15 protein-coding genes are annotated in these 18885 nt (G+C 69.3%); 9 read left to right on the forward strand and 6 right to left on the reverse strand.

The features are described from left to right. Positions 1 to 95: 95 nt before the first annotated feature. Complete coding sequence (locus AB0N66_RS31875) at positions 96 to 1223, forward strand: nitronate monooxygenase family protein (protein ID WP_365441536.1); 1128 nt, start codon at positions 96 to 98, stop codon at positions 1221 to 1223. Further along, entirely contained in the window at positions 1220 to 2782 is a 1563-nt protein-coding gene (locus AB0N66_RS31880; RefSeq protein ID WP_365441538.1) for an acyl-CoA synthetase, read from the forward strand. The genes AB0N66_RS31875 and AB0N66_RS31880 overlap by 4 nt, the downstream gene beginning before the upstream one ends. Before the next feature lie 202 nt (positions 2783 to 2984). Here AB0N66_RS31880 and AB0N66_RS31885 read toward each other — a convergent pair whose 3' ends face one another. Then, the gene (locus AB0N66_RS31885) at positions 2985 to 5393 is read right to left on the reverse strand and encodes an acylase (protein ID WP_365441540.1); all 2409 of its coding nucleotides are present in this window, start codon (positions 5391 to 5393) and stop codon (positions 2985 to 2987) included. Positions 5394 to 5537: 144 nt separating this feature from the next. On the opposite strand from AB0N66_RS31885, the gene AB0N66_RS31890 reads away from it, so the two are divergent. Then, positions 5538 to 7031: an acyl-CoA synthetase gene (locus AB0N66_RS31890; RefSeq protein ID WP_365441542.1), complete on the forward strand. Its 1494-nt coding sequence runs from the start codon at positions 5538 to 5540 to the stop codon at positions 7029 to 7031. A 274-nt stretch (positions 7032 to 7305) separates the two neighbouring features. Here the strand turns inward: AB0N66_RS31890 and AB0N66_RS31895 are convergent, their stop codons facing one another. Beyond that, positions 7306 to 8190, reverse strand: coding sequence for a helix-turn-helix transcriptional regulator (locus AB0N66_RS31895; protein WP_365441543.1), 885 nt, complete (start codon positions 8188 to 8190; stop codon positions 7306 to 7308). A 146-nt stretch (positions 8191 to 8336) separates the two neighbouring features. On the opposite strand from AB0N66_RS31895, the gene AB0N66_RS31900 reads away from it, so the two are divergent. After that, the gene (locus tag AB0N66_RS31900; RefSeq protein ID WP_365441545.1) at positions 8337 to 9353 is read left to right on the forward strand and encodes an aldo/keto reductase; all 1017 of its coding nucleotides are present in this window, start codon (positions 8337 to 8339) and stop codon (positions 9351 to 9353) included. 234 nt (positions 9354 to 9587) lie between these two features. Here the strand turns inward: AB0N66_RS31900 and AB0N66_RS31905 are convergent, their stop codons facing one another. From AB0N66_RS31905 to AB0N66_RS31920, 4 genes are all read right to left on the reverse strand, one after another. Continuing rightward, positions 9588 to 10031: a VOC family protein gene (locus AB0N66_RS31905; protein WP_365441547.1), complete on the reverse strand. Its 444-nt coding sequence runs from the start codon at positions 10029 to 10031 to the stop codon at positions 9588 to 9590. A 289-nt stretch (positions 10032 to 10320) separates the two neighbouring features. Next, a complete protein-coding gene (paaK, locus tag AB0N66_RS31910) occupies positions 10321 to 11643 on the reverse strand; it encodes a phenylacetate--CoA ligase PaaK (protein WP_365441549.1) in 1323 nt (440 codons plus the stop codon). A 257-nt stretch (positions 11644 to 11900) separates the two neighbouring features. Next, entirely contained in the window at positions 11901 to 12461 is a 561-nt protein-coding gene (locus tag AB0N66_RS31915) for a DUF1707 domain-containing protein (RefSeq protein WP_365441640.1), read from the reverse strand. A 63-nt stretch (positions 12462 to 12524) separates the two neighbouring features. Continuing rightward, a complete protein-coding gene (locus AB0N66_RS31920) occupies positions 12525 to 14144 on the reverse strand; it encodes an acyl-CoA synthetase (RefSeq protein WP_365441551.1) in 1620 nt (539 codons plus the stop codon). Positions 14145 to 14446: 302 nt separating this feature from the next. Here AB0N66_RS31920 and AB0N66_RS31925 point away from each other — a divergent pair, with 302 nt between their 5' ends. The 5 genes from AB0N66_RS31925 to AB0N66_RS31945 all read left to right on the forward strand — a co-directional run bounded on the left by AB0N66_RS31925 (position 14447) and on the right by AB0N66_RS31945 (position 18779). Beyond that, positions 14447 to 15247, forward strand: coding sequence for a crotonase/enoyl-CoA hydratase family protein (locus AB0N66_RS31925; RefSeq protein WP_365441553.1), 801 nt, complete (start codon positions 14447 to 14449; stop codon positions 15245 to 15247). A 43-nt stretch (positions 15248 to 15290) separates the two neighbouring features. Further along, the gene (locus tag AB0N66_RS31930; protein WP_365441555.1) at positions 15291 to 16244 is read left to right on the forward strand and encodes an OB-fold domain-containing protein; all 954 of its coding nucleotides are present in this window, start codon (positions 15291 to 15293) and stop codon (positions 16242 to 16244) included. Further along, positions 16241 to 17290 (forward strand): thiolase domain-containing protein, encoded by a 1050-nt coding sequence (locus AB0N66_RS31935; protein ID WP_365441557.1) that lies wholly within the window; start codon positions 16241 to 16243, stop codon positions 17288 to 17290. Before AB0N66_RS31930 ends, AB0N66_RS31935 begins: the two co-directional genes overlap by 4 nt. Further along, positions 17287 to 18453 (forward strand): thiolase domain-containing protein, encoded by a 1167-nt coding sequence (locus tag AB0N66_RS31940; RefSeq protein WP_365441559.1) that lies wholly within the window; start codon positions 17287 to 17289, stop codon positions 18451 to 18453. The genes AB0N66_RS31935 and AB0N66_RS31940 overlap by 4 nt, the downstream gene beginning before the upstream one ends. 83 nt (positions 18454 to 18536) lie before the next feature. Next, positions 18537 to 18779, forward strand: a complete 243-nt coding sequence (locus AB0N66_RS31945; RefSeq protein WP_365441561.1) for a DUF397 domain-containing protein — start codon at positions 18537 to 18539, stop codon at positions 18777 to 18779. The last annotated feature ends 106 nt before the right edge of the window (positions 18780 to 18885 follow it).

Raw genomic sequence — 18885 nt, forward strand, 5'->3', positions numbered from 1 at the left:
AGTGGTGTGTCAACCGTGGCAGGCGGTTCCGGTAAATCTGACGGAGCATCAGAAAAGGTCTTCCCTCGGCCGGAGGACTGCGGCATCCTGCGGCCATGCAGACGGAGCTGAGCAACAGACTGGGAGTCGAGCACGCCATCTTCGGCTTCACACCGTTTCCCGCCGTCGTCGCGGCCATCAGCAGGGCGGGCGGATTCGGTGTGCTCGGAGCGGTCCGCTACACCGCCCCCGACGACCTCAAACGCGACCTCGACTGGATCGAGGCGAACGTCGACGGCATGCCCTACGGCCTGGATGTCGTCATGCCGGCCAAGAAGGTCGAGGCCCCGGACAATCAGACACTGACTGAAGCCGACGTCGAGGCGATGATCCCCGAAGGGCATCGGCAGTACGTCAGGGACACCCTGGCCAAGTACGGCGTGCCCGAACTCGCCGAGGGCGAGGTGTCCGGGTGGCGTATCACCGGGTGGATGGAGCAGGTCGCCCGCAATCAGCTGGACGTCGCCTTCGACTACCCGATCAAGCTGCTGGCCAACGCGCTCGGTTCGCCGCCCGTCGATGTCGTCGAGCGCGCCCATGAGCGCGGGGTGCTCGTCGCCGCGCTCGCGGGCAGCGCCCGGCACGCCCGCAAGCACGCCGAGGCCGGCATCGACATCGTCGTCGCGCAGGGCTACGAGGCGGGCGGCCATACAGGGGAGATCGCCTCGATGGTGCTCACACCGGAGGTCGTGGACGCCGTCGACCCGTTGCCCGTCCTCGCGGCCGGTGGCATCGGCAGCGGACAGCAGGTGGCCGCCGCGCTCAGTCTCGGCGCCCAGGGTGTGTGGCTCGGCTCCATGTGGCTGACCGTGACAGAGGCCGAGATGCACTCGCGCGGCGTCACACGGAAGCTGCTCGCCGCCGGATCCGGCGACACGGTCCGCTCACGCGCGCTGACCGGGAAACCGGCACGGCAACTGCGCACCGAGTGGACCGACGCCTGGGACGACCCGAGCGGGCCCGGCACGCTTCCCATGCCCTTGCAGGGGCTGCTCGTGGCCGATGCGCTCTCCCGGATCCAGAAGTACGAGGTGGAGCCGCTGCTCGGCACACCCGTCGGGCAGATCGTCGGCCGGATGAACAGCGAACGCAGTGTCCAGGAGGTCTTCGACGACCTGACCCGGGGGTTCGAGCACGCCGTCGACCGGATCAACCGCATCGCCGGAAGGGGAGATCAGTCGTGAGCAAGGCTGAGAGTGCGCCGCCGAACGGCTTCTGGGCCCAGGCCGCCGCCGACCCGGAGCGAACGGTCCTCGTCACCCCGGCAGGAGAGGAATGGAGCGCCGGCCGGCTGCACGCCTCGGCCAACCAACTGGTCCATGGACTGCGCGGCGCCGGCCTCGCACGCGGGGACGCCTTCGCGGTCGTCCTGCCCAACAGCGTCGAGTTCTTCGTCGCCTACCTCGCCGCCTCACAGGCGGGCTTCTACCTCGTTCCCGTCAACCACCACCTCGTCGGCCCCGAGATCGCCTGGATCGTCGCCGACTCGGGCGCCAAGGTGCTCATCGCGCACGAGCGGTTCGTGGACGCCGCACGTCACGCCGCCGACGAGGCCAAGCTTCCAAACACGCACCGCTACGCCGTCGGCGAGGTCGAAGGCTTCCGGCCGTACACCGAACTCCTTGACGGACAAGCCGAGTCGGCGCCGGAGGACCGCTCGCTCGGCTGGGTCATGAACTACACCTCGGGCACCACGGGCCGCCCGCGCGGAATCCGGCGCCCGCTGCCCGGCAAGCTCCCCGAGGAGACGTATCTCGGCGGCTTCCTCGGCATCTTCGGCATCAAGCCGTACGACGACAATGTGCACCTCGTCTGCTCGCCGCTCTACCACACCGCCGTCCTCCAGTTCGCGGGCGCGTCCCTGCACATCGGCCACCGTCTGGTGCTGATGGACAAGTGGACGCCCGAGGAGATGCTCCGTGTTATCGACGCACACCAGTGCACGCACACCCATATGGTCCCGACCCAGTTCCATCGGCTGCTGGCACTCCCCGACGAGGTGAGGGCCCGCTACGACGTCTCCTCCATGCGGCACGCGATCCATGGCGCGGCCCCGTGCCCGGACCATGTGAAGCGGGCCATGATCGAGTGGTGGGGCGACAGCGTCGAGGAGTACTACGCGGCCAGCGAGGGCGGCGGGGCCTTCGCGACCGCCGAGGACTGGCTCAAGAAGCCCGGCACGGTCGGCAAGGCCTGGCCGATCAGCGAACTCGCCGTCTTCGACGACGACGGCAACAGGCTGCCGCCCGGTGAACTCGGCACCGTCTACATGAAGATGAGCACCGGCGGGTTCTCGTACCACAAGGACGAGACCAAGACGAGGAAGAACCGCATCGGTGACTTCTTCACCGTCGGCGACCTAGGTCTCCTCGACGAGGACGGCTATCTCTTCCTCCGCGACCGCAAGATCGACATGATCATCTCGGGTGGGGTCAACATCTACCCGGCTGAGATCGAGGCCGTGCTGCTCGCCCACCCCGCCGTCGCCGACGCGGCCGCCTTCGGTATCCCGCACGACGACTGGGGTGAGCAGGTCAAGGCCGTGGTCGAGCCCGCTCCCGGACACGAGCCGGGCGCCGCCCTCGCCGCGGACATTCTCGACCACTGCGAACGGCAGCTCGCGAGCTACAAGCGCCCCAAGAGCGTCGACTTCATCGAGACGATGCCCCGCGATCCGAACGGGAAGCTGTACAAGCGGCGGCTGCGCGATCCGTACTGGGAGGGGCGCAATCGGGTGGTGTGACACCGGCGCCCTATGTGGGGCCGATGGTGTGGTCCCGCCCTGTGTGCGGCGGAACCACACCATCGGTCACTGGCGGTGCGGCGGCGGAACCGCACCATCAGTTACTGGCGGTGTGGCGGCGGAACCGCACCATCGGTCGTTGGCGGTGTGGCGGCGGGACTACACCGAGGTCGCCGGCGGTGTTCGTTCGCCGGCAGGTCCTCTAGCGGTGTTCGTTCACCCGGACCACCCTCAGCCCGGGCGAGGACAGGATGTCCTTCTCGCAGAACCGGGACGTCACCCACCGCTCGCCCGAGAACAGCCGCGTCTGGTCGCTGTAGTGCGCCGAGTTCGGGTTCGAGGACTGGGAGTACGTCAGCAACGTACGGGCGACGGGGCATTGACTGCCGTCCCAGCCGACGGCCTGGATGTAGCTCGACCCGGTGGTGACCTCCGTGTAGGCGCCGGCCGTCGGGTTCCACACCCCTTCGACCTTGTTCCACACACCGAGCGACTCCGTGCCGCCCGGGACCGGGATGCGCTTGTCGCCCCGTACGACGTACTGGTTGGCGCCGAGCCGGGCGTCGAGCACGGTGCCCGCCGTACGCAACTCGGTGACCGTGTCGGCGAGAGCCGTGGCGAGGCCGGGTGCGTCGGTGTTGAGCGTGTTCGGGGTGCGGACCGGGTCCGCTGCCGAGAACGGGACCTTCCAGAGCTGCGCGGCCGGGACAGTGGCCGTCAGCTTCCGCCAGAACCGGTCGAAGAGGAGCGCGCCCCGGCTGTCGGTGTTCATGGTGCGGTCCCATGACTTGAGCACACCACAGGCCTCGCTCACATCAACTGCCGTCCCGTTACTGCCCGTTGCAGTGCCACCCGGTAGCCCGGCACACGCCCGTGCCGCGTCCTGGGCGATGAGATCACCGGCCGGTACCCGGTTGGCGAACTGCTGTGCCTGGAGATCCCGTACGGTCAGCCGGCCCTTCTCGGCCAGCGTCGCCACGTCCTCGACCGCCCCGCGCGTACGCATCGAGCGCTGCGTGCCGAGCGACCCGAAGACCCGCTCGTATCCGGTCAACGGCTGGTCGGCATTGGCGAGCCAGGCGCTGTCGTTGGAGTTCTCCGCGTACGGAGCGTCCTTGAGTACCGGCATCTTCGCGGGCCCGAAGATCCCGGGCTGTACGGCGTCGGGGTCGCTGCCGAGTGCGCAGTCGCCGCGCGAGCCGTCGAGGACAGCCAGGCCGCTCGACGGATAGGTGACCTTGCCGAGCGCCGTCGAGCAGCGCTGCGCCAACTCGTCGGTGATGCGCGGGAGTACCTGGGACTGCGTGAACAGTGAGTGGCCGGCCGAGTCGGCGGCGACCGTGTTCACCCAGGGCAGCCCCTGAGTGCGCTTGAGGGAAGTGAGAACGTCGGCCGTGTTGCGGGACTTGCTGAATGCGAGCCCGGTGTCGGAGGCGCGGAGGTTCGCCGCGTTCGGGTCGTTCACCGCGTAGGCGGTGGTGGACGTCCAGGGGAGCGGCAGTTGAGCGCCGAGTGAGGTGATGACCGGTCCGTACCGGGTCCACCACTGGGTCCGCGTCACCGGCGCGCCGTCCTTCACGTCGACGGTGACGGTCCGCTTCGTCATCCGCTCCGCCTTGCCGTCCACCAGATACGAGGTCGGGTCGGCCGGATCCAGCGTCAGCTGATGGAGGTTGAGCGTGGTACCCGTCGCGACCGTGTGGCTCCATGCCACCTTCGCGTTGTGCCCGATGGACACCGTCGCCGAACCGAGCAGCGCACCGCCCATGACATTCAGCTCGCCGGGGATCGTCTGCTGCATCTGCCAGAAGCGGCGGCCACCCTGCCAGGGATAGTGCGGGTTGCCGAGCAGCAGACCGCGGCCGTTCGCCGTGGTGGCACCGCTGAAGGCGACCGCGTTGGACCCCATGTCGGCGGTGTCGAAGAGTTCCTGCGCGGCGAGGGCTGTGCTCTTCGCGTCGGGTGCGGCGGCGACGGAGGACGTAGTCGTCGGCGGCTGAGCGGCCGTGATGCCGTTCACCCCGCGGCCCTCGCCGCCGAGCACGGCCAGCGCGAAGCTGCGTGAGGCCACGTCCAGGGTGGTCACCGGCCGGACCCAGGCGGCGCCGCCGCACGCCGGGTCGGTGATCCGGTTCTGGGCGAGCCAGGCGTTGTAGCCGGCCGCCCAGCCGCGCATCAGATCCTTGACCTCGCGGCCGGGCCCCTGCGGCGCGGGCTCGGAGAGCAGCTTCTCCACCGTGCCCGCATCGCGCACGCCATGGAAGTACAGGTCGCTGGAGAGGTTGCTGGTCGCGGAGGACAGCGAGCCGTCCGGCGCTCCGTCGGGGCCGAAGAAGCGGGAACGCTCACCACGTAAGGTCAGGAAGCCGTCGGCGAGCGTGCACACCTGGTCGGCGGCCTGCGCCCAGCCGGTGCCGAAACCGAGGTTCGCGTAGTCCTTCGCGACGATGTGCGGAATGCCGTACTCGGTGTAGCGGATCACGGCCGACAGGCCGCCGTGCGAGGGGTGCTGCTGATTCCCTTGTTGCTGTGCCGCGGCCGAGGGCAGTGAAGCCGCGGCCGTGAGCAGGGTGACGGCGGTGATCGCGAACCGTCTCAGGCGGGTGCGCATAATGCCTCCCAACATCGTTGAGGGAAGGGGCGGTTGAGCCTACCTACGGGTATGTGCCGGCCGGAGTGACCAGGGGGGTCCGTTCCCGTCCCGCCGTGCGCCCGGCTTGACCTCCTTGACACGATGGAACGAGGATCATGTGTCATGACGCCTGAACACGGCAGCACGGTTGACGGAGTGCTGAAGGGCAGCGCCCGGCGTGTCCCGGCTCGCGTCGCGGTCGAGTACCGCGAGCGCTCCTGGACGTACGCGGAACTCGACGACGCCGTGTCCCGCGCGGCGAGTGTGCTGCTGGAGCAGGGGCTCGCCCCCGGCGACCGCGTCGGCGCCTACGGCCACAACTCGGACGCATATCTGATCGGCTTCCTCGCCTGCGCCCGCGCGGGACTCGTCCACGTGCCGGTCAACCAGAACCTGACCGGCGACGACCTCGCGTACATCGTCGGGCAGTCCGGCAGCTCCCTGGTCCTGGCCGATCCGGACCTCGCCGGCCGACTCCCGGACGCGGTACGTACGTTGCCGCTGCGGGACGCGGACGGCTCGCTGCTCGCGCGACTGGACGAGGCGCCAGCGTACGAGGGCGCCGCGCCGCGGACCGAGACGCTCGTGCAGTTGCTCTACACGTCGGGCACGACCGCCCTGCCCAAGGGTGCGATGATGACGCACCGCGCCCTGGTCCACGAGTACCTCAGCGCCATCGCGGCCCTGGATCTGAGTCCCGGGGACCGGCCCGTGCACGCGCTGCCGCTCTACCACTCGGCGCAGATGCACGTGTTCCTGCTGCCGTACCTCGCGGTCGGCGCGACGAACGTCATCATCGACGCGCCGGACGCGGACCAGATCTTCGAGCTGATCGAGGCCGGCCGCGCGGACAGCCTGTTCGCCCCGCCCACCGTGTGGATCGGCCTGTCGAACCGTCCCGACTTCGCGGCCCGCGACCTGAGCGGACTGCGCAAGGCGTACTACGGCGCCTCGATCATGCCGGTGCCCGTCCTGGAGCGGCTGCGCGAGAGGCTGCCGAAGCTGGCCTTCTACAACTGTTTCGGCCAGAGCGAGATCGGACCCCTGGCCACGGTCCTCGCGCCGGACGAGCACAAGGGGCGGATGGACTCCTGCGGACGCCCGGTGCTGTTCGTCGACGCGAAGGTGGTCGACGAGAACGGCAAGGAGGTCCCCGACGGGACAGCGGGTGAAGTCGTCTACCGCTCACCGCAGTTGTGTTTGGGGTACTGGGACAAGCCGGATGAGACTGCCGAGGCCTTTCGCGACGGCTGGTTCCGCTCCGGGGACCTCGCGGTGCGGGACGACCACGGGTACTTCACCGTCGTCGACCGGGTCAAGGACGTCATCAACTCCGGTGGCGTGGTGATCGCTTCACGCCAGGTCGAGGACGCGCTGTACACGCATGAGGGGGTCGCCGAGGTGGCCGTGATCGGCCTCCCGGACGAGCGCTGGATCGAGGCGGTTACGGCGGTCGTGGTCGCGCGCGGTGACGTCACCGAGGCCGAACTCGTCGCGCACGCACGGGAGAAGCTCGCCCACTTCAAGGCGCCCAAGCGGGTGCTGTTCGTGGACGAACTGCCGCGCAACGCGAGCGGGAAGATCCTCAAGCGGGAGTTGCGGGAGCGGTTCGCCTGAGATCCGGGCTTCGGCTGAGAACTCGGGTCGGGCAGGCGAGGTGAGCGCGGATGTTCCTGAACCCTCGGCGGACTCCAGACCTTCAGCTGTCGCGCCAGGTCGTCCGGCAGCTCGTGCGGGGACCCGGGCCGGGGTGAGCCGGTCGGAGGCGGTGGGGTTCTCCCACGGCCGGCGGCGGAGTGGGTGGGGCGGCTGCGGAGGTCATAAGCCTGGTCGAGACCGGTACCCGGGCCCTGCTCGGCGCGATCCTGGGCCCGGTACCCGGCGGGCCGCTTCAGGGCCGTGGGACGTCCGGTTGTGCGGCTGGTGCCGGGTGCTGCGGGGGCCGGGACCAGCCGGCCAGCAGCTTCAGGCGTTCCGCGGAGGGGGACCCTGGTTCGGCGGTGGAGACGCCCAGGGTCTGCTCGGGGTCGTCGGCGGGGGCGAAGGCCTCGTAGCCCAGGACGAGGTCGCCGACGACGGGATGGTGGAAGCGCTTGGTGCCGTGGGTGCGCCGGAACACGTCGTGGCCGGCCCACCAGTGGCGGAAATCCGCGTCCTGGACGGAGAGTTCACCGACGAGCTCGGCCAGGGCGGGGTCATGCGGGTGGCGTCCTGAGTACAGGCGGAGTGAGGCGACGATGCCGCGGGCGGCGTCTTCCCAATCGGTGTACAGGGTCCGGAAGTGGTCGTCGAGGAAGACCAGGCGCGCCATGTTGCGGCTGCGGGCGGGCAGGACCTCGAAGTCCGTGTACAGGGCGCGGGCGAGGTGGTTGGCGGCCAGGACGTCCATGCGGCGGCCGTAGACGAGGGCGGGGACTTCGGTGAGGCTGTCGAGGAGCAGTCGCAGACCGGGGCGGACGCGCTGCGGGGGCAGCGGGCGAGGACGGGTGCGGACCGGTTTGGCGATCCGGAACAGGTGGCCGCGCTCCAGATCATTGAGGCGCAGGGCGCGGGCGATCGCGTCCAGGACGGACGCGGAGACGTTGAGGTGGCGTCCGCGCTCCAGGCGGACGTAGTAGTCGACGCTGACTCCGGCGAGCTGCGCGACCTCCTCGCGCCGTAGGCCCGGAACGCGGCGGGTGCCGGGCTGGGGTGCCAGGCCCGCCTCCTCGGGGGTGATGTTTGCGCGGCGCGAGCGGAGAAAGTCCCGCAGCTCGCTGTTCGGTTCCTGGGCCATGCCACCACCGTAGACCGGGTGACCTGGGGAGCAGCTGCGCCAAAGGGGGTTTGTCGGACCCCCGGTCAGGGCGGGTCTCCCGCCCCGGCCGCGAGCGGTGCTCGTCTGGTGGAAGGCAACCAAACACGCACCTGGAGGTACCCCTGATGAAGCGCAGGATTCTCGGCGGGACCGGCATGTCGGTGACCGAATACGCACTCGGCACGATGATGTTCGGCGCGATGGGCAACACCGACCACGACGAGTCGGTCCGCATGATCCACACGGCACTGGACGCCGGGATCAACCTCGTCGACACCGCCGACGTGTACTCCGGCGGGGAGTCGGAGGTGATCGTCGGCAAGGCGCTGAAGGGCCGCCGCGACGACATCGTCCTGGCCACCAAATTCGGGCTGGCGATGGGCGAGGACCCCAACCGGGGCGGCGGCTCGGCCCGCTGGATCCGCCGCGCGGTGGAGGACAGCCTGCGCCGCCTGGACACCGACCACGTCGACCTGTACCAGATGCATCGCCCTGACCCGCACACCGACATCGACGAGACCCTCGGCGTCCTGTCGGACCTGGTCCGGGCGGGGAAGGTCCGTGCCATCGGCGGCTCGTTCTTCTCCCCCGAGGAGATCGTGCAGGCCCAGTGGACGGCCGAGCGCCGCGGCCACCACCGTTTCCGCACCGAGCAGCCGCCGTACTCGATCCTCACGCGCGGTGTGGAGAGCCGGGTGCTGCCCACTGCCCAGCGCTACGGCATGGGCGTGCTGACCTTCGGCCCGCTCAACTCCGGCTGGCTCTCGGGCCGCGCGGATCCCACCGCCGGGCACCGCAGCGCCGGCGCGGGGGCGAAGATGTTCGATCTCACCCAGCCGGGTGTGCGGGCCAAGGCCGACGCCGTGCGCGAACTGACCGTTCTGGCCGCCGAGGCCGGCCTGCCGCTGCCTCATCTGGCCACCGCTTTCGTCCGTGCCCATCCGGCGGTCACCGCGGTACTCATCGGCCCGCGCCGCCCCGAACAGCTGACCGACCTCCTCGCCGCGGCCGACGTAGAACTCGGCGACGACATCCTCGACCGCATCGACGAGATCGTCCCGCCCGGCGTCGACGTGAATCCCGGCGACTTCTACATCGACCCCACCCCGCCGATCACCGACAAACGCCTGCGCCGCCGCTGAAGCCCACCCGCCTCTACAACCAGACTTCCGTCGGCTGCCTCGCGCGAGCTGCATGCCGTACGTCACTCGCGCTGCCACGGGGCCCTGAGCTGCGGTGGAGGTGCCGAAACCGTAGATGACGCCGGTGCGCAGCGCGGTGACGAAGTACAGGACGCGCACGGACTCGACTTCATGTCACACTCCGCTGAGACTGGTGAAGCTTCACTGAGACGCGACGTTGTCACCGAGCTCTGGTCAGTTGATGTCGAACTCGTTCCCTTCGGGGTCCTTCATTCCGACCGCGTAGTGGTCGATTCCTTCCTCGTACATGACGACGGTGATGGTGGCGCCCAAGCCCGCCAGGCGGTCGGCTTCGGCGTCCACTCGCTTTTTCCGCGTCTCGATCGGGTCTGTCCGGTCGCCGCTGGCGTGGATGTCGATGTGCAGCCGGTTCTTCACAGCCTTCGCGTCCGTGACCACGTGGAACCAGATGGCCGGTCCACCGCCCTGCGGGTCGCTGATCCGGTCCGCGCCGCCGGTCAACGCTTCTTCGGTCAGCCCCAGGTCACGGTAGTAGTCGTCCCATGTGGTGAAACCGGATGGGGGCGGCGCGAGTTCATAGCCCAGTGCGGCAGCCCAGAAGTGGGCCTGGCGGTCGGGATCGGCGCAGTCGATCACCAGCTGGTAGCGAACGGACATCGGGATTCCCTTCTCTGCCGCACAACTCAACCCGCCATCCTGCCAGTTGCGAGACTGGAGCCGCGCCCCTGGGCGAGCCACGCACCGACGTGAAGTGACAACAAGCCTGCCCGTGCGGCAGCCATCCCGCTTCGGCTCACCCCGCACGGGGCAGCACTCAACCTTCAGTGAGAACGCTCAACTTCCGCTGCAAGAGGTCACCCACCGTGTCACAGGCTCACAGGTCACCTCCCACACTCGAAGAGCGACTCACCTGTCCGAGCCCAACTTCCAAGAACCGGGCTTCGCCCTAGTTCTCCCGCAGGTCGACGATCCGCTTGATCTTCCCCACCGACCGTTCCAGCGACTCCGGTTCGACGATCTCGACCGCGATCGACACCCCGATTCCGTCCTTCACGGCCGCCACGATGGCGTGCGCGGCCGCCTCGCGGACCTCGGGTGTTGCGCCGGTGCGCGCCTCGGCCCGTACGGTGAGTGCGTCGAGGCGGCCCTCGCGGGTGAGGCGGAGTTGGAAGTGCGGTGCGACTCCTGGCGTACGCAGCACGATCTCCTCGATCTGCGTCGGGAAGAGATTGACGCCCCGCAGGATCACCATGTCGTCGCTGCGGCCCGTGATCTTCTCCATCCGGCGGAAGACACGCGCCGTACCGGGCAGCAGGCGCGTCAAGTCCCGTGTCCGGTAACGGATGACGGGCATCGCCTCCTTGGTGAGCGAGGTGAACACCAGCTCGCCCTCCTCGCCGTCCGGCAGCACCTCGCCGGTGAACGGGTCGACGACCTCCGGGAAGAAGTGGTCCTCCCAGATGTGCAGACCGTCCTTGGTCTCCACGCACTCCTGCGCGACGCCCGGGCCGATCACCTCCGACAGCCCGTAGATGTCCACCGCGTCGATCGCGAACCGCTCCTCGATCTCGCGCCGCATCTCCTCCGTCCACGGCTCGGCCCCGAAAATGCCCACCCGCAGCGACGTCCCCCGCGGGTCGACGCCTTGCCGCTCGAACTCGTCGAGAAGCGTCAGCATGTACGAGGGGGTCACCATGATGATCTCGGGCCCCAGGTCCTGGATCAGCTGGACCTGACGTGCCGTCATGCCCCCGGAGGCGGGGATGACCGTACAGCCGAGCCGTTCGGCGCCGTAGTGTGCGCCGAGCCCACCGGTGAACAACCCATAGCCGTACGCCACATGCACCTTGTCACCGGGCCGTCCACCCGCCGCCCGGATCGAACGGGCCACCATGTCGGCCCACATGGAGAGATCGCCCTCCGTGTAGCCGACGACCGTGGGGCGTCCGGTGGTGCCGCTCGACGCGTGAATGCGCCGGATCCGGTCCTTGGGAACGGCGAACATCCCGAACGGGTAGTTCTCGCGCAGGTTCGCCTTCACGGTGAACGGGAACCGCGCGAGGTCGGCGAGCGTGCGGCAGTCGTCGGGCCGTACGCCTGCCTTGTCGAAGGACTCCCGGTAGAAGGGAACGTTCTCGTACGCATACCGCAGCGATGCCCGCAGTCGCTCCAGCTGGAGCACCCGCAGGCCCTCCGCGTCGAGCCGCTCGCCCGCGTCGAGCAGGCTCCCCGAGCCCGTGGAGCGTGTGGAGTCCATCGAATCCGCCATCGGGACTTCTCCCTCATCAACCGCTTCAAATCGGGCGAACGATCATTCGGTCGTGTTGCTCGGGATCAGTAATTCAGGCCGTCCGGCCTCAGGCAAGTGGTCGGCGGACGCTTTTTCGCGAGTCCTTGCGCGTGACGAACGCCATGGGCCCGTGATCTGAGCTTCTGTGACCGCACGGGTCTGCCGGGTCTGCCCGGCCCTCGCCCACCTAGCGCCGATGACGCGTCGCCCACACCCGCGACGTCACCCCGGCAACATCATCGCCGTGCGTGGCGGATCTTCAGCCGTCCGTACCCCATGGCCCCGGAGATCCGGATCGTCGGGCCGCCCGGGCGCGAACGCCGCGGGACCTTGTAACGCCAGTCCTTCCACCCGGTGTGCAGCTCACCGACTTCGACGGTCGCGTCGCGGGGCACCGTGATCCTGGCCCTGCCGGTGCCGGTGCCGGTGCCGGTGCCGAGCTGCAGCTCGATGTCGACCACCGGATGCTCGATGACCGCTCGGGACAGGTCCAGGCGCACTCGTCCGAACGCGGACTCGACCTTGAGGTTCCGAGGTACCTGCCATCCGCCGCGCCGCTGGATCCGTCCGCCGGCGGCGGCGATCGTGACCGGACTTTCCGCGGGCTTCTCCGGGAGCGAAGCCAGCGCCGACACAAGCTCGCCGCGCGTCTTGGCGGTGAGCACTTGGTGCAGGCGTTCGTCCATCTCCTCGGGCGAGAGGTGCCCTTCGGCGTAGCCCTCCTGCACCCGGCGCACAGCCGTGTCGCGGTCGATCTCGCTGATCAGCGTCGGCGGCTGTTCGGGCAGAGAGGCCAGCGTTTCACTCTAGTGCCGCGCCGGTGAGGTGGACGGGTGAGCGGTGCACCAAGAGCCCTTGGCTCAGTGAGCCGCCCCCGCCGCCACCGACCGAGCCCACCGATAGTCCGCCTTCCCGCTCGGCGACCGCTGAATGGTCTCCGTGATGACGAGCTGACGCGGGATCTTGTAGCCCGCGAGGTGGGAGCGGCAGTGGGTCTGGATGTCGTCCAGGGACAGCCGGTCCGCGCCGCCGCGGAGCTGGACCACCGCTGCCACGTGATTGCCCCACTTCTCGTCGGGCACCCCGGCGACGAGGGCGTCGTAGACATCGGGATGGGACTTGAGGGCCTGTTCGACCTCTTCCGGATAGACCTTCTCGCCACCGGTGTTGATGCACTGGGAGCCGCGGCCGAGGACGGTGACGATGCCCTCCTCGTCGACGGTGGCCATGTCGCCGAGGAGTACCCAGCGCTCGCCGTTCTTCTGGAAGAAGGTCTCGGCGGTCTTCTTCGGGTCGTTGTAGTAGCCGAGGGGCACGTGACCGCGCTGTGCGATACGGCCGGGCTCGCCCACGGCGATCGGTTCGCAGGTTGCTGGATCGACCACCTGCGTACGGGAGTTGACCCGCACCCGGAAGCCCCGCTCCGGGCCCGAGTCCGCCGTGGCCGTGCCGTTGAAGCCGGACTCCGACGAGCCGAAGTTGTTGAGCAGCATCACGTTCGGGACGAGTGCCTGGAACTGCTCGCGCACCGTCTCCGACATGATCGCTCCGGACGAGGACACGCTGAACATGGAGGAGCAGTCGGTGCCCTTCAACGGCCCCTTGAGCGCGTCGATCAGCGGCCGCAGCATCGCGTCGCCGACCAGCGACACACTGGTGACCTGCTCCTTCTCGATCGTCCGCAGTACCTCCTCCGGCACGAACTTGCGGTGGATCACGATGCGTTGGCCGAAGTTGAAGCCGATGAAGGCCGTGAGGGTCGAAGTGCCGTGCATCAGCGGGGGAGTGGGGAAGAAGGTGATGCCCTCGCCTCCGGCCGCGACGCGCTCGGCCAGTTCCTCCGGACTCTTCACCGGCTCGCCGGTGGGAGCGCCCCCGCCCAACCCTGAGAAGAACAAGTCCTCCTGACGCCACATCACGCCCTTGGGCATCCCGGTCGTGCCGCCGGTGTAGATGATGAACTGGTCGTCCGCCGAGCGCGGCGGGAATCCCCGCTCGGGAGATCCGGTGGTCTCGGCGTCGGCGAAGTCGACGGCGGGAACCGCGACAGCATCGGAGGCGGACGTTCCCACCCGGATGAGATGGCGCAGGGCCGAAGCCCGTGGCAGTGCCGCCGCCACCCGCTCCGTGAACTCCGCGTCGAAGACCAGGGCCACCAGATCCGCGTCCTGGTAGAGGTAGACCAACTCCTCCTCCACGTAGCGGTAGTTGACGTTGACCGGAACGACCCGCGCCTTAAGGCAGCCGAGTACGGTCTGCAGGTACTCGATGCCGTTGTAGAGGTGCAGTCCGAGGTGCTCGCCGGGGCAAATGTCGCTGTCGATCAGGTGGTGCGCGATACGGTTCGCGGCCGCGTCCAACTGTGCGTAGGTGAGCCGACGTTCGGCGCCCGTGCCGGGATGGTCGATGTACACAAGCGCCTCGCGGTCAGGGACCACGTCGACGACCGACTCGAACAGGTCGGCAAGGTTGTACTCCACCGCTCCTCCTGACCCCGGACGATCGTGGCTGCCCATCGGCGCGACGCCGTCGGCTGGGTGCCATCGGCTCGACGGTCATCAGAGCAAAGCCGGACCCAAGTGTGAAGGGTCCGCGCAGAAGTAATCTGACTACCTGTCAGAAAACCCTTGTACTGGCTCGACGCCTACTGCAACCTGTTCTCGCATCCGAGACGGTCCGAGACAGTCGACGCGGTCCGACGCGGTTCGACGCGGCCGCGACGATCCGAGGCGGCCGCGACGGCCCGAGGCGGTCAAGGACGGTCCGAGACGGGAGGAACCCCATGGGCGGGACGGAACACCTCACCGTGCAGCGCGAAGGCGCCACGCTGGTGCTCACGCTCAACAGGCCCGAGGCCAAGAACGCGCTCTCACTGCCGATGCTGGTCGGTCTGTACGACGGCTGGATCGAGGCCGACGAGGACGACGCGATCCGCTCGATCGTGCTCACCGGCGCGGGGGGTGCCTTCTGTGCCGGGATGGATCTCAAGGCACTGGCCGGAAAAGGCATGGAGGGCTCGGAGTATCGGGACCGGCTCAAGGCGGACCCGGATCTGCACTGGAAGGCGATGCTCCGCCACCACCGTCCACGCAAGCCGGTGATCGCCGCCGTCGAAGGGCACTGCGTCGCGGGCGGCACCGAGATCCTCCAGGGCACCGACATCCGTGTCGCCGGCCGGTCCGCGACCTTCGGGCTCTTCGAAGTGCGGCGCGGACTGTTCCCGATCGGCGGCTCGACCGTCCGCCTCCAGCGGCAGATCCCGCGCACCCACGCCCTCGAAATGCTGCTCACAGGCCGCCCGTACACGGCGCGGGAGGCCGCCGACATCGGCCTGATCGGGCATGTCGTCCCCGACGGGACCACCCTCGACAAGGCCCTCGCGGTCGCCGAGCAGATCAACGACTGCGGCCCGCTGGCCGTCGAGGCCGTCAAGGCGTCCGTGTACGAGACCGCCGAGATGACCGAGACCGACGGACTCGCCGCCGAACTGGCCCGCGGCTGGCCGGTCTTCGACACCGCCGACGCCAAGGAGGGCTCCCGGGCCTTCGCCGAGAAGCGCCCGCCCGTCTACCGGCGCGCCTGACCCCGAAGGAGTCACGCGCCTGACCCCGAAGGAGACATCCGGGATGCCCGAAGTCCTCAAAGCCCCCCTCGTCGTCGAGTTCCCCTTCACCCGCTCGCTCGGCCCCGTCCAGAGCGCGTTCCTCACCGGCCTGCGTGAGCGCGTCGTGCTCGGCGTGCGGACCGGCGACGGCCGCACCCTCGTTCCGCCCGTCGAGTACGACCCCGTCACCGCCGAGGAGATACGCGACCTCGTCGAGGTCGCCCCCACCGGCACGGTCACCACCTGGGCCTGGAACCACGAACCCCGCCGCGGCCAGCCCCTCGACACCCCCTTCGCCTGGGTCCTGGTGCGGCTCGACGGCGCCGACACCGGCCTCCTGCACGCGCTCGACACTCCCGGCCCTGACGCCGTACACACGGGAATGCGCGTCCGTGTCCGCTGGGCCGACGAGCGCTCCGGCGCCATCACGGACATCGCCTGCTTCGAGCCGTACGACGGCGACCCGTGGCAGTCGGCCGGGCCCGGGCACGGGCACGATGGCCGCTTCGAGGACATGGTGACCGGCATCGTTGCCCCCGCCCGCCTCGACTACGTCTACTCGCCCGGCCGCGCCCAGTCGGCCTACATCAACGCCCTCGCCGAGCAGCGGACCGTCGGCGAGCGCTGTCCGTCCTGCCGCAAGGTGTACGTCCCGCCCAGGGGTGCGTGCCCCACATGTGGCGTGGCCACATCCGAGCGGGTGGAAGTAGGCCCGGGCGGCACCGTCACGACGTACTGCATCGTCAACATCAAGGCGAAGAACCTCGACATCGAAGTGCCCTACGTCTACGCGCACATCGCCCTCGACGGCGCCGACCTCGCCCTGCACGGCCGCATCGGCGGCATCCCGTACGACCAGGTGCGCATGGGCCTGCGGGTCGAGCCGGTGTGGACGGCAGGCGGCAGCTACCCAGACCACTACCGGCCCAACGGCGAACCGGACGCGGACTACGACATGTACAAGGAGCTGCTGTGACGCGTGAGATTGCCGTGGTCGCCTTCGCGCAGACCGACCACCGGCGCACCAGCGACGAGCACTCCGAGGTGGAGATGCTCATCCCGGTCCTGCACGACGTCCTCGATCAGACGGGGCTGAAGACCAGCGACATCGGGTTCACCTGCTCCGGCTCCACGGACTATCTCGCCGGGCGCGCCTTCTCGTTCACGATGGCGCTCGACGGGGTGGGCGCCTGGCCGCCGATCTCCGAGTCGCATGTGGAGATGGACGGCGCGTGGGCGCTGTACGAGGCGTGGACGAAGCTGCTGACCGGCGACGCCGACACCGCGCTCGTGTACGCGTACGGCAAGTCGTCACCCGGCTCCGTACGGGACGTCCTGACCCGGCAGCTTGACCCGTACTACGTGGCACCGCTGTGGCCGGACTCGGTCGCACTCGCGGCGCTGCAGGCGCAGGCGCTCATCGACGCGGGCGAGACCGACGAAGGCGCGCTCGCCACAGTCGCCTCCCGCAGCCGCGCGTCGGCAGCCACCAACTCCCATGCCCAGCTGAGGGGTTCGGTGGCTCAGGGGGACTATGTCGTACGTCCGCTGCGCACCGGCGACTGCCCGCCCATCGGCGACGGAGTCGCCGCCGTGATCCTCGCGGCGGGGGAGCGGGCCAGGGAACTGTGCGCGCGGCCCGCCTGGATCCGGGGCATCGACCACCGCATCGAGGCGCACAGCCTCGGTGTGCGCGACCTGACGGACTCGCCGTCCACGCGCCTGGCCGCCGAGCGGGCCGGCGCCTTCGAACGGCCCGTGGACACCGCCGAGTTGCACGCGCCCTTCACCTCTCAGGAGGTCGTCCTGCGCAAGGCGCTGCGCCTCGGCGACGACGTGCACGTCAACCCCTCCGGAGGCGCGCTCGCCGCCAACCCGGTGATGGCGACGGGGCTCATCCGCATCGGCGAGGCCGCCGCCCGCATCCACCGCCGCGAGTCCGACCGGGCGCTGGCCCACGCCACCTCGGGCCCGTGCCTCCAGCAGAACCTGGTCGCCGTACTGGAAGGGGATGCCCGATGAGCAAGGAGCCCGTGGCCGTCGTAGGCATCGGCCAGACCAAGCATGTGGCCGCCCGACGGGATGTGTCGATCGCGGGAATGGTCCGCGAGGCAGCCCAACGAGCCCTCCAAGACGCCGAGTTGACATGGGCCGACATCGACGCGGTCGTCATCGGCAAGGCGCCCGACTTCTTCGAAGGCGTCATGATGCCGGAGCTGTATCTCGCCGACGCGCTGGGCGCAGTCGGCAAACCCATGCTCCGGGTGCACACGGCGGGCTCCGTGGGCGGATCGACGGCACTCGTCGCCACCAACCTGATCGCGGGGCGCGTCCACGGCACCGTGCTGACCCTGGCTTACGAGAAGCAGTCCGAGTCGAACGCCATGTGGGGCCTGTCGCTGCCGATCCCCTTCACCCAACCGCTGCTCGCCGGGGCGGGCGGCTTCTTCGCGCCGCACATACGCGCGTACATGCGGCGCACAGGCGCGCCCGACACGGTCGGCTCGCTGGTCGCGTACAAGGACCGCCGCAACGCGCTGAAGAATCCGTACGCGCATCTCCACGAGCACGACATCACGCTGGAGAAGGTCCAGGCCTCGCCCATGCTGTGGGACCCGATCCGGTACTCGGAGACCTGCCCGTCCTCGGACGGGGCGTGCGCGATGGTCCTCACCGGCCGTGCCGGGGCGGCCCGTTCGCCGAGGCCGCCCGCGTGGCTGCACGGCGGCGCGATGCGCAGCGAGCCAACCCTCTTCGCGGGCAAGGACTTTGTGTCGCCGCAGGCGGGCAAGGACTGCGCGGCGGACGTGTACCGGCAGGCCGGCATCGCCGACCCGCGCCGTGAGATCGACGCCGTCGAGATGTACGTACCGTTCTCCTGGTACGAGCCGATGTGGCTGGAGAACCTCGGTTTCGCCGCGGAGGGTGAGGGCTGGAAGCTCACCGAAGCCGGGGTGACGGAGCTTGACGGGGACCTGCCCGTCAACATGTCGGGCGGGGTGCTCTCCACCAATCCGATCGGCGCCTCGGGCATGATCCGCTTCGCGGAGGCGGCACTTCAGGTACGCGGGCAGGCGGGAGATCACCAGGTCGACGGGGCGCGCAGGGTGCTGGGGCACGCCTACGGCGGCGGATCCCAGTTCTTCTCGATGTGGCTGGTCGGGGCCGCGCCGCCCGCCTCCTGAAACCGTCCCCCTCACGTGGCCTGTCCGCCGCCCGAACCGATCGCTAGGCTGGCCGCGGACGACGAACCGGGAGGAGCACGGACGTGGCCGAAAGCACCATTGAGCAGCACCCGCTCGCAGGCTGGGACAAGCCGGAGCTGGACCTCAGCAGGGCCGAGTGGCATTCCAGCAGCCGAGGGCGGGGAGACGTCCAGATCGCTTTTGTCGAGGGCTTCATCGCGATGCGCAACAGCGGCCGACCTGAGAGCCCTTCCCTGGTCTTCACGCCGGCCGAGTGGGGCGCGTTCGTGTCGGGCGCCCGGGAGGGCGAGTTCGATCTGACCTGAGCCGGTACTCCTGCGGAGGTGATCCTCCCTTCTTCTCGAGGACAGGAGGGGGGATGGCCGCTGTACGCGCCGCTGTAAGCGCCGCCGAGCGCGGGAGTGCACTCGG

The organism is Streptomyces sp. NPDC093544 (genome assembly GCF_040683495.1).
GTDB lineage: Bacteria > Actinomycetota > Actinomycetes > Streptomycetales > Streptomycetaceae > Streptomyces.

Bases quoted from the DNA above. Each gene is read 5' to 3' on its own strand.
- AB0N66_RS31890 (WP_365441542.1), top strand. From the start codon at position 5,538: ATGACGCCTGAACACGGCAGCACGGTTGACGGAGTGCTGAAGGGCAGC.
- AB0N66_RS31930 (WP_365441555.1), top strand. From the start codon at position 15,291: ATGCCCGAAGTCCTCAAAGCCCCCCTCGTCGTCGAGTTCCCCTTCACC.
- AB0N66_RS31925 (WP_365441553.1), top strand. From the start codon at position 14,447: ATGGGCGGGACGGAACACCTCACCGTGCAGCGCGAAGGCGCCACGCTG.
- paaK (WP_365441549.1), bottom strand. From the start codon at position 11,643: ATGGCGGATTCGATGGACTCCACACGCTCCACGGGCTCGGGGAGCCTG.
- AB0N66_RS31885 (WP_365441540.1), bottom strand. From the start codon at position 5,393: ATGCGCACCCGCCTGAGACGGTTCGCGATCACCGCCGTCACCCTGCTC.
- AB0N66_RS31900 (WP_365441545.1), top strand. From the start codon at position 8,337: ATGAAGCGCAGGATTCTCGGCGGGACCGGCATGTCGGTGACCGAATAC.
- AB0N66_RS31895 (WP_365441543.1), bottom strand. From the start codon at position 8,190: ATGGCCCAGGAACCGAACAGCGAGCTGCGGGACTTTCTCCGCTCGCGC.
- AB0N66_RS31875 (WP_365441536.1), top strand. From the start codon at position 96: ATGCAGACGGAGCTGAGCAACAGACTGGGAGTCGAGCACGCCATCTTC.
- AB0N66_RS31940 (WP_365441559.1), top strand. From the start codon at position 17,287: ATGAGCAAGGAGCCCGTGGCCGTCGTAGGCATCGGCCAGACCAAGCAT.
- AB0N66_RS31905 (WP_365441547.1), bottom strand. From the start codon at position 10,031: ATGTCCGTTCGCTACCAGCTGGTGATCGACTGCGCCGATCCCGACCGC.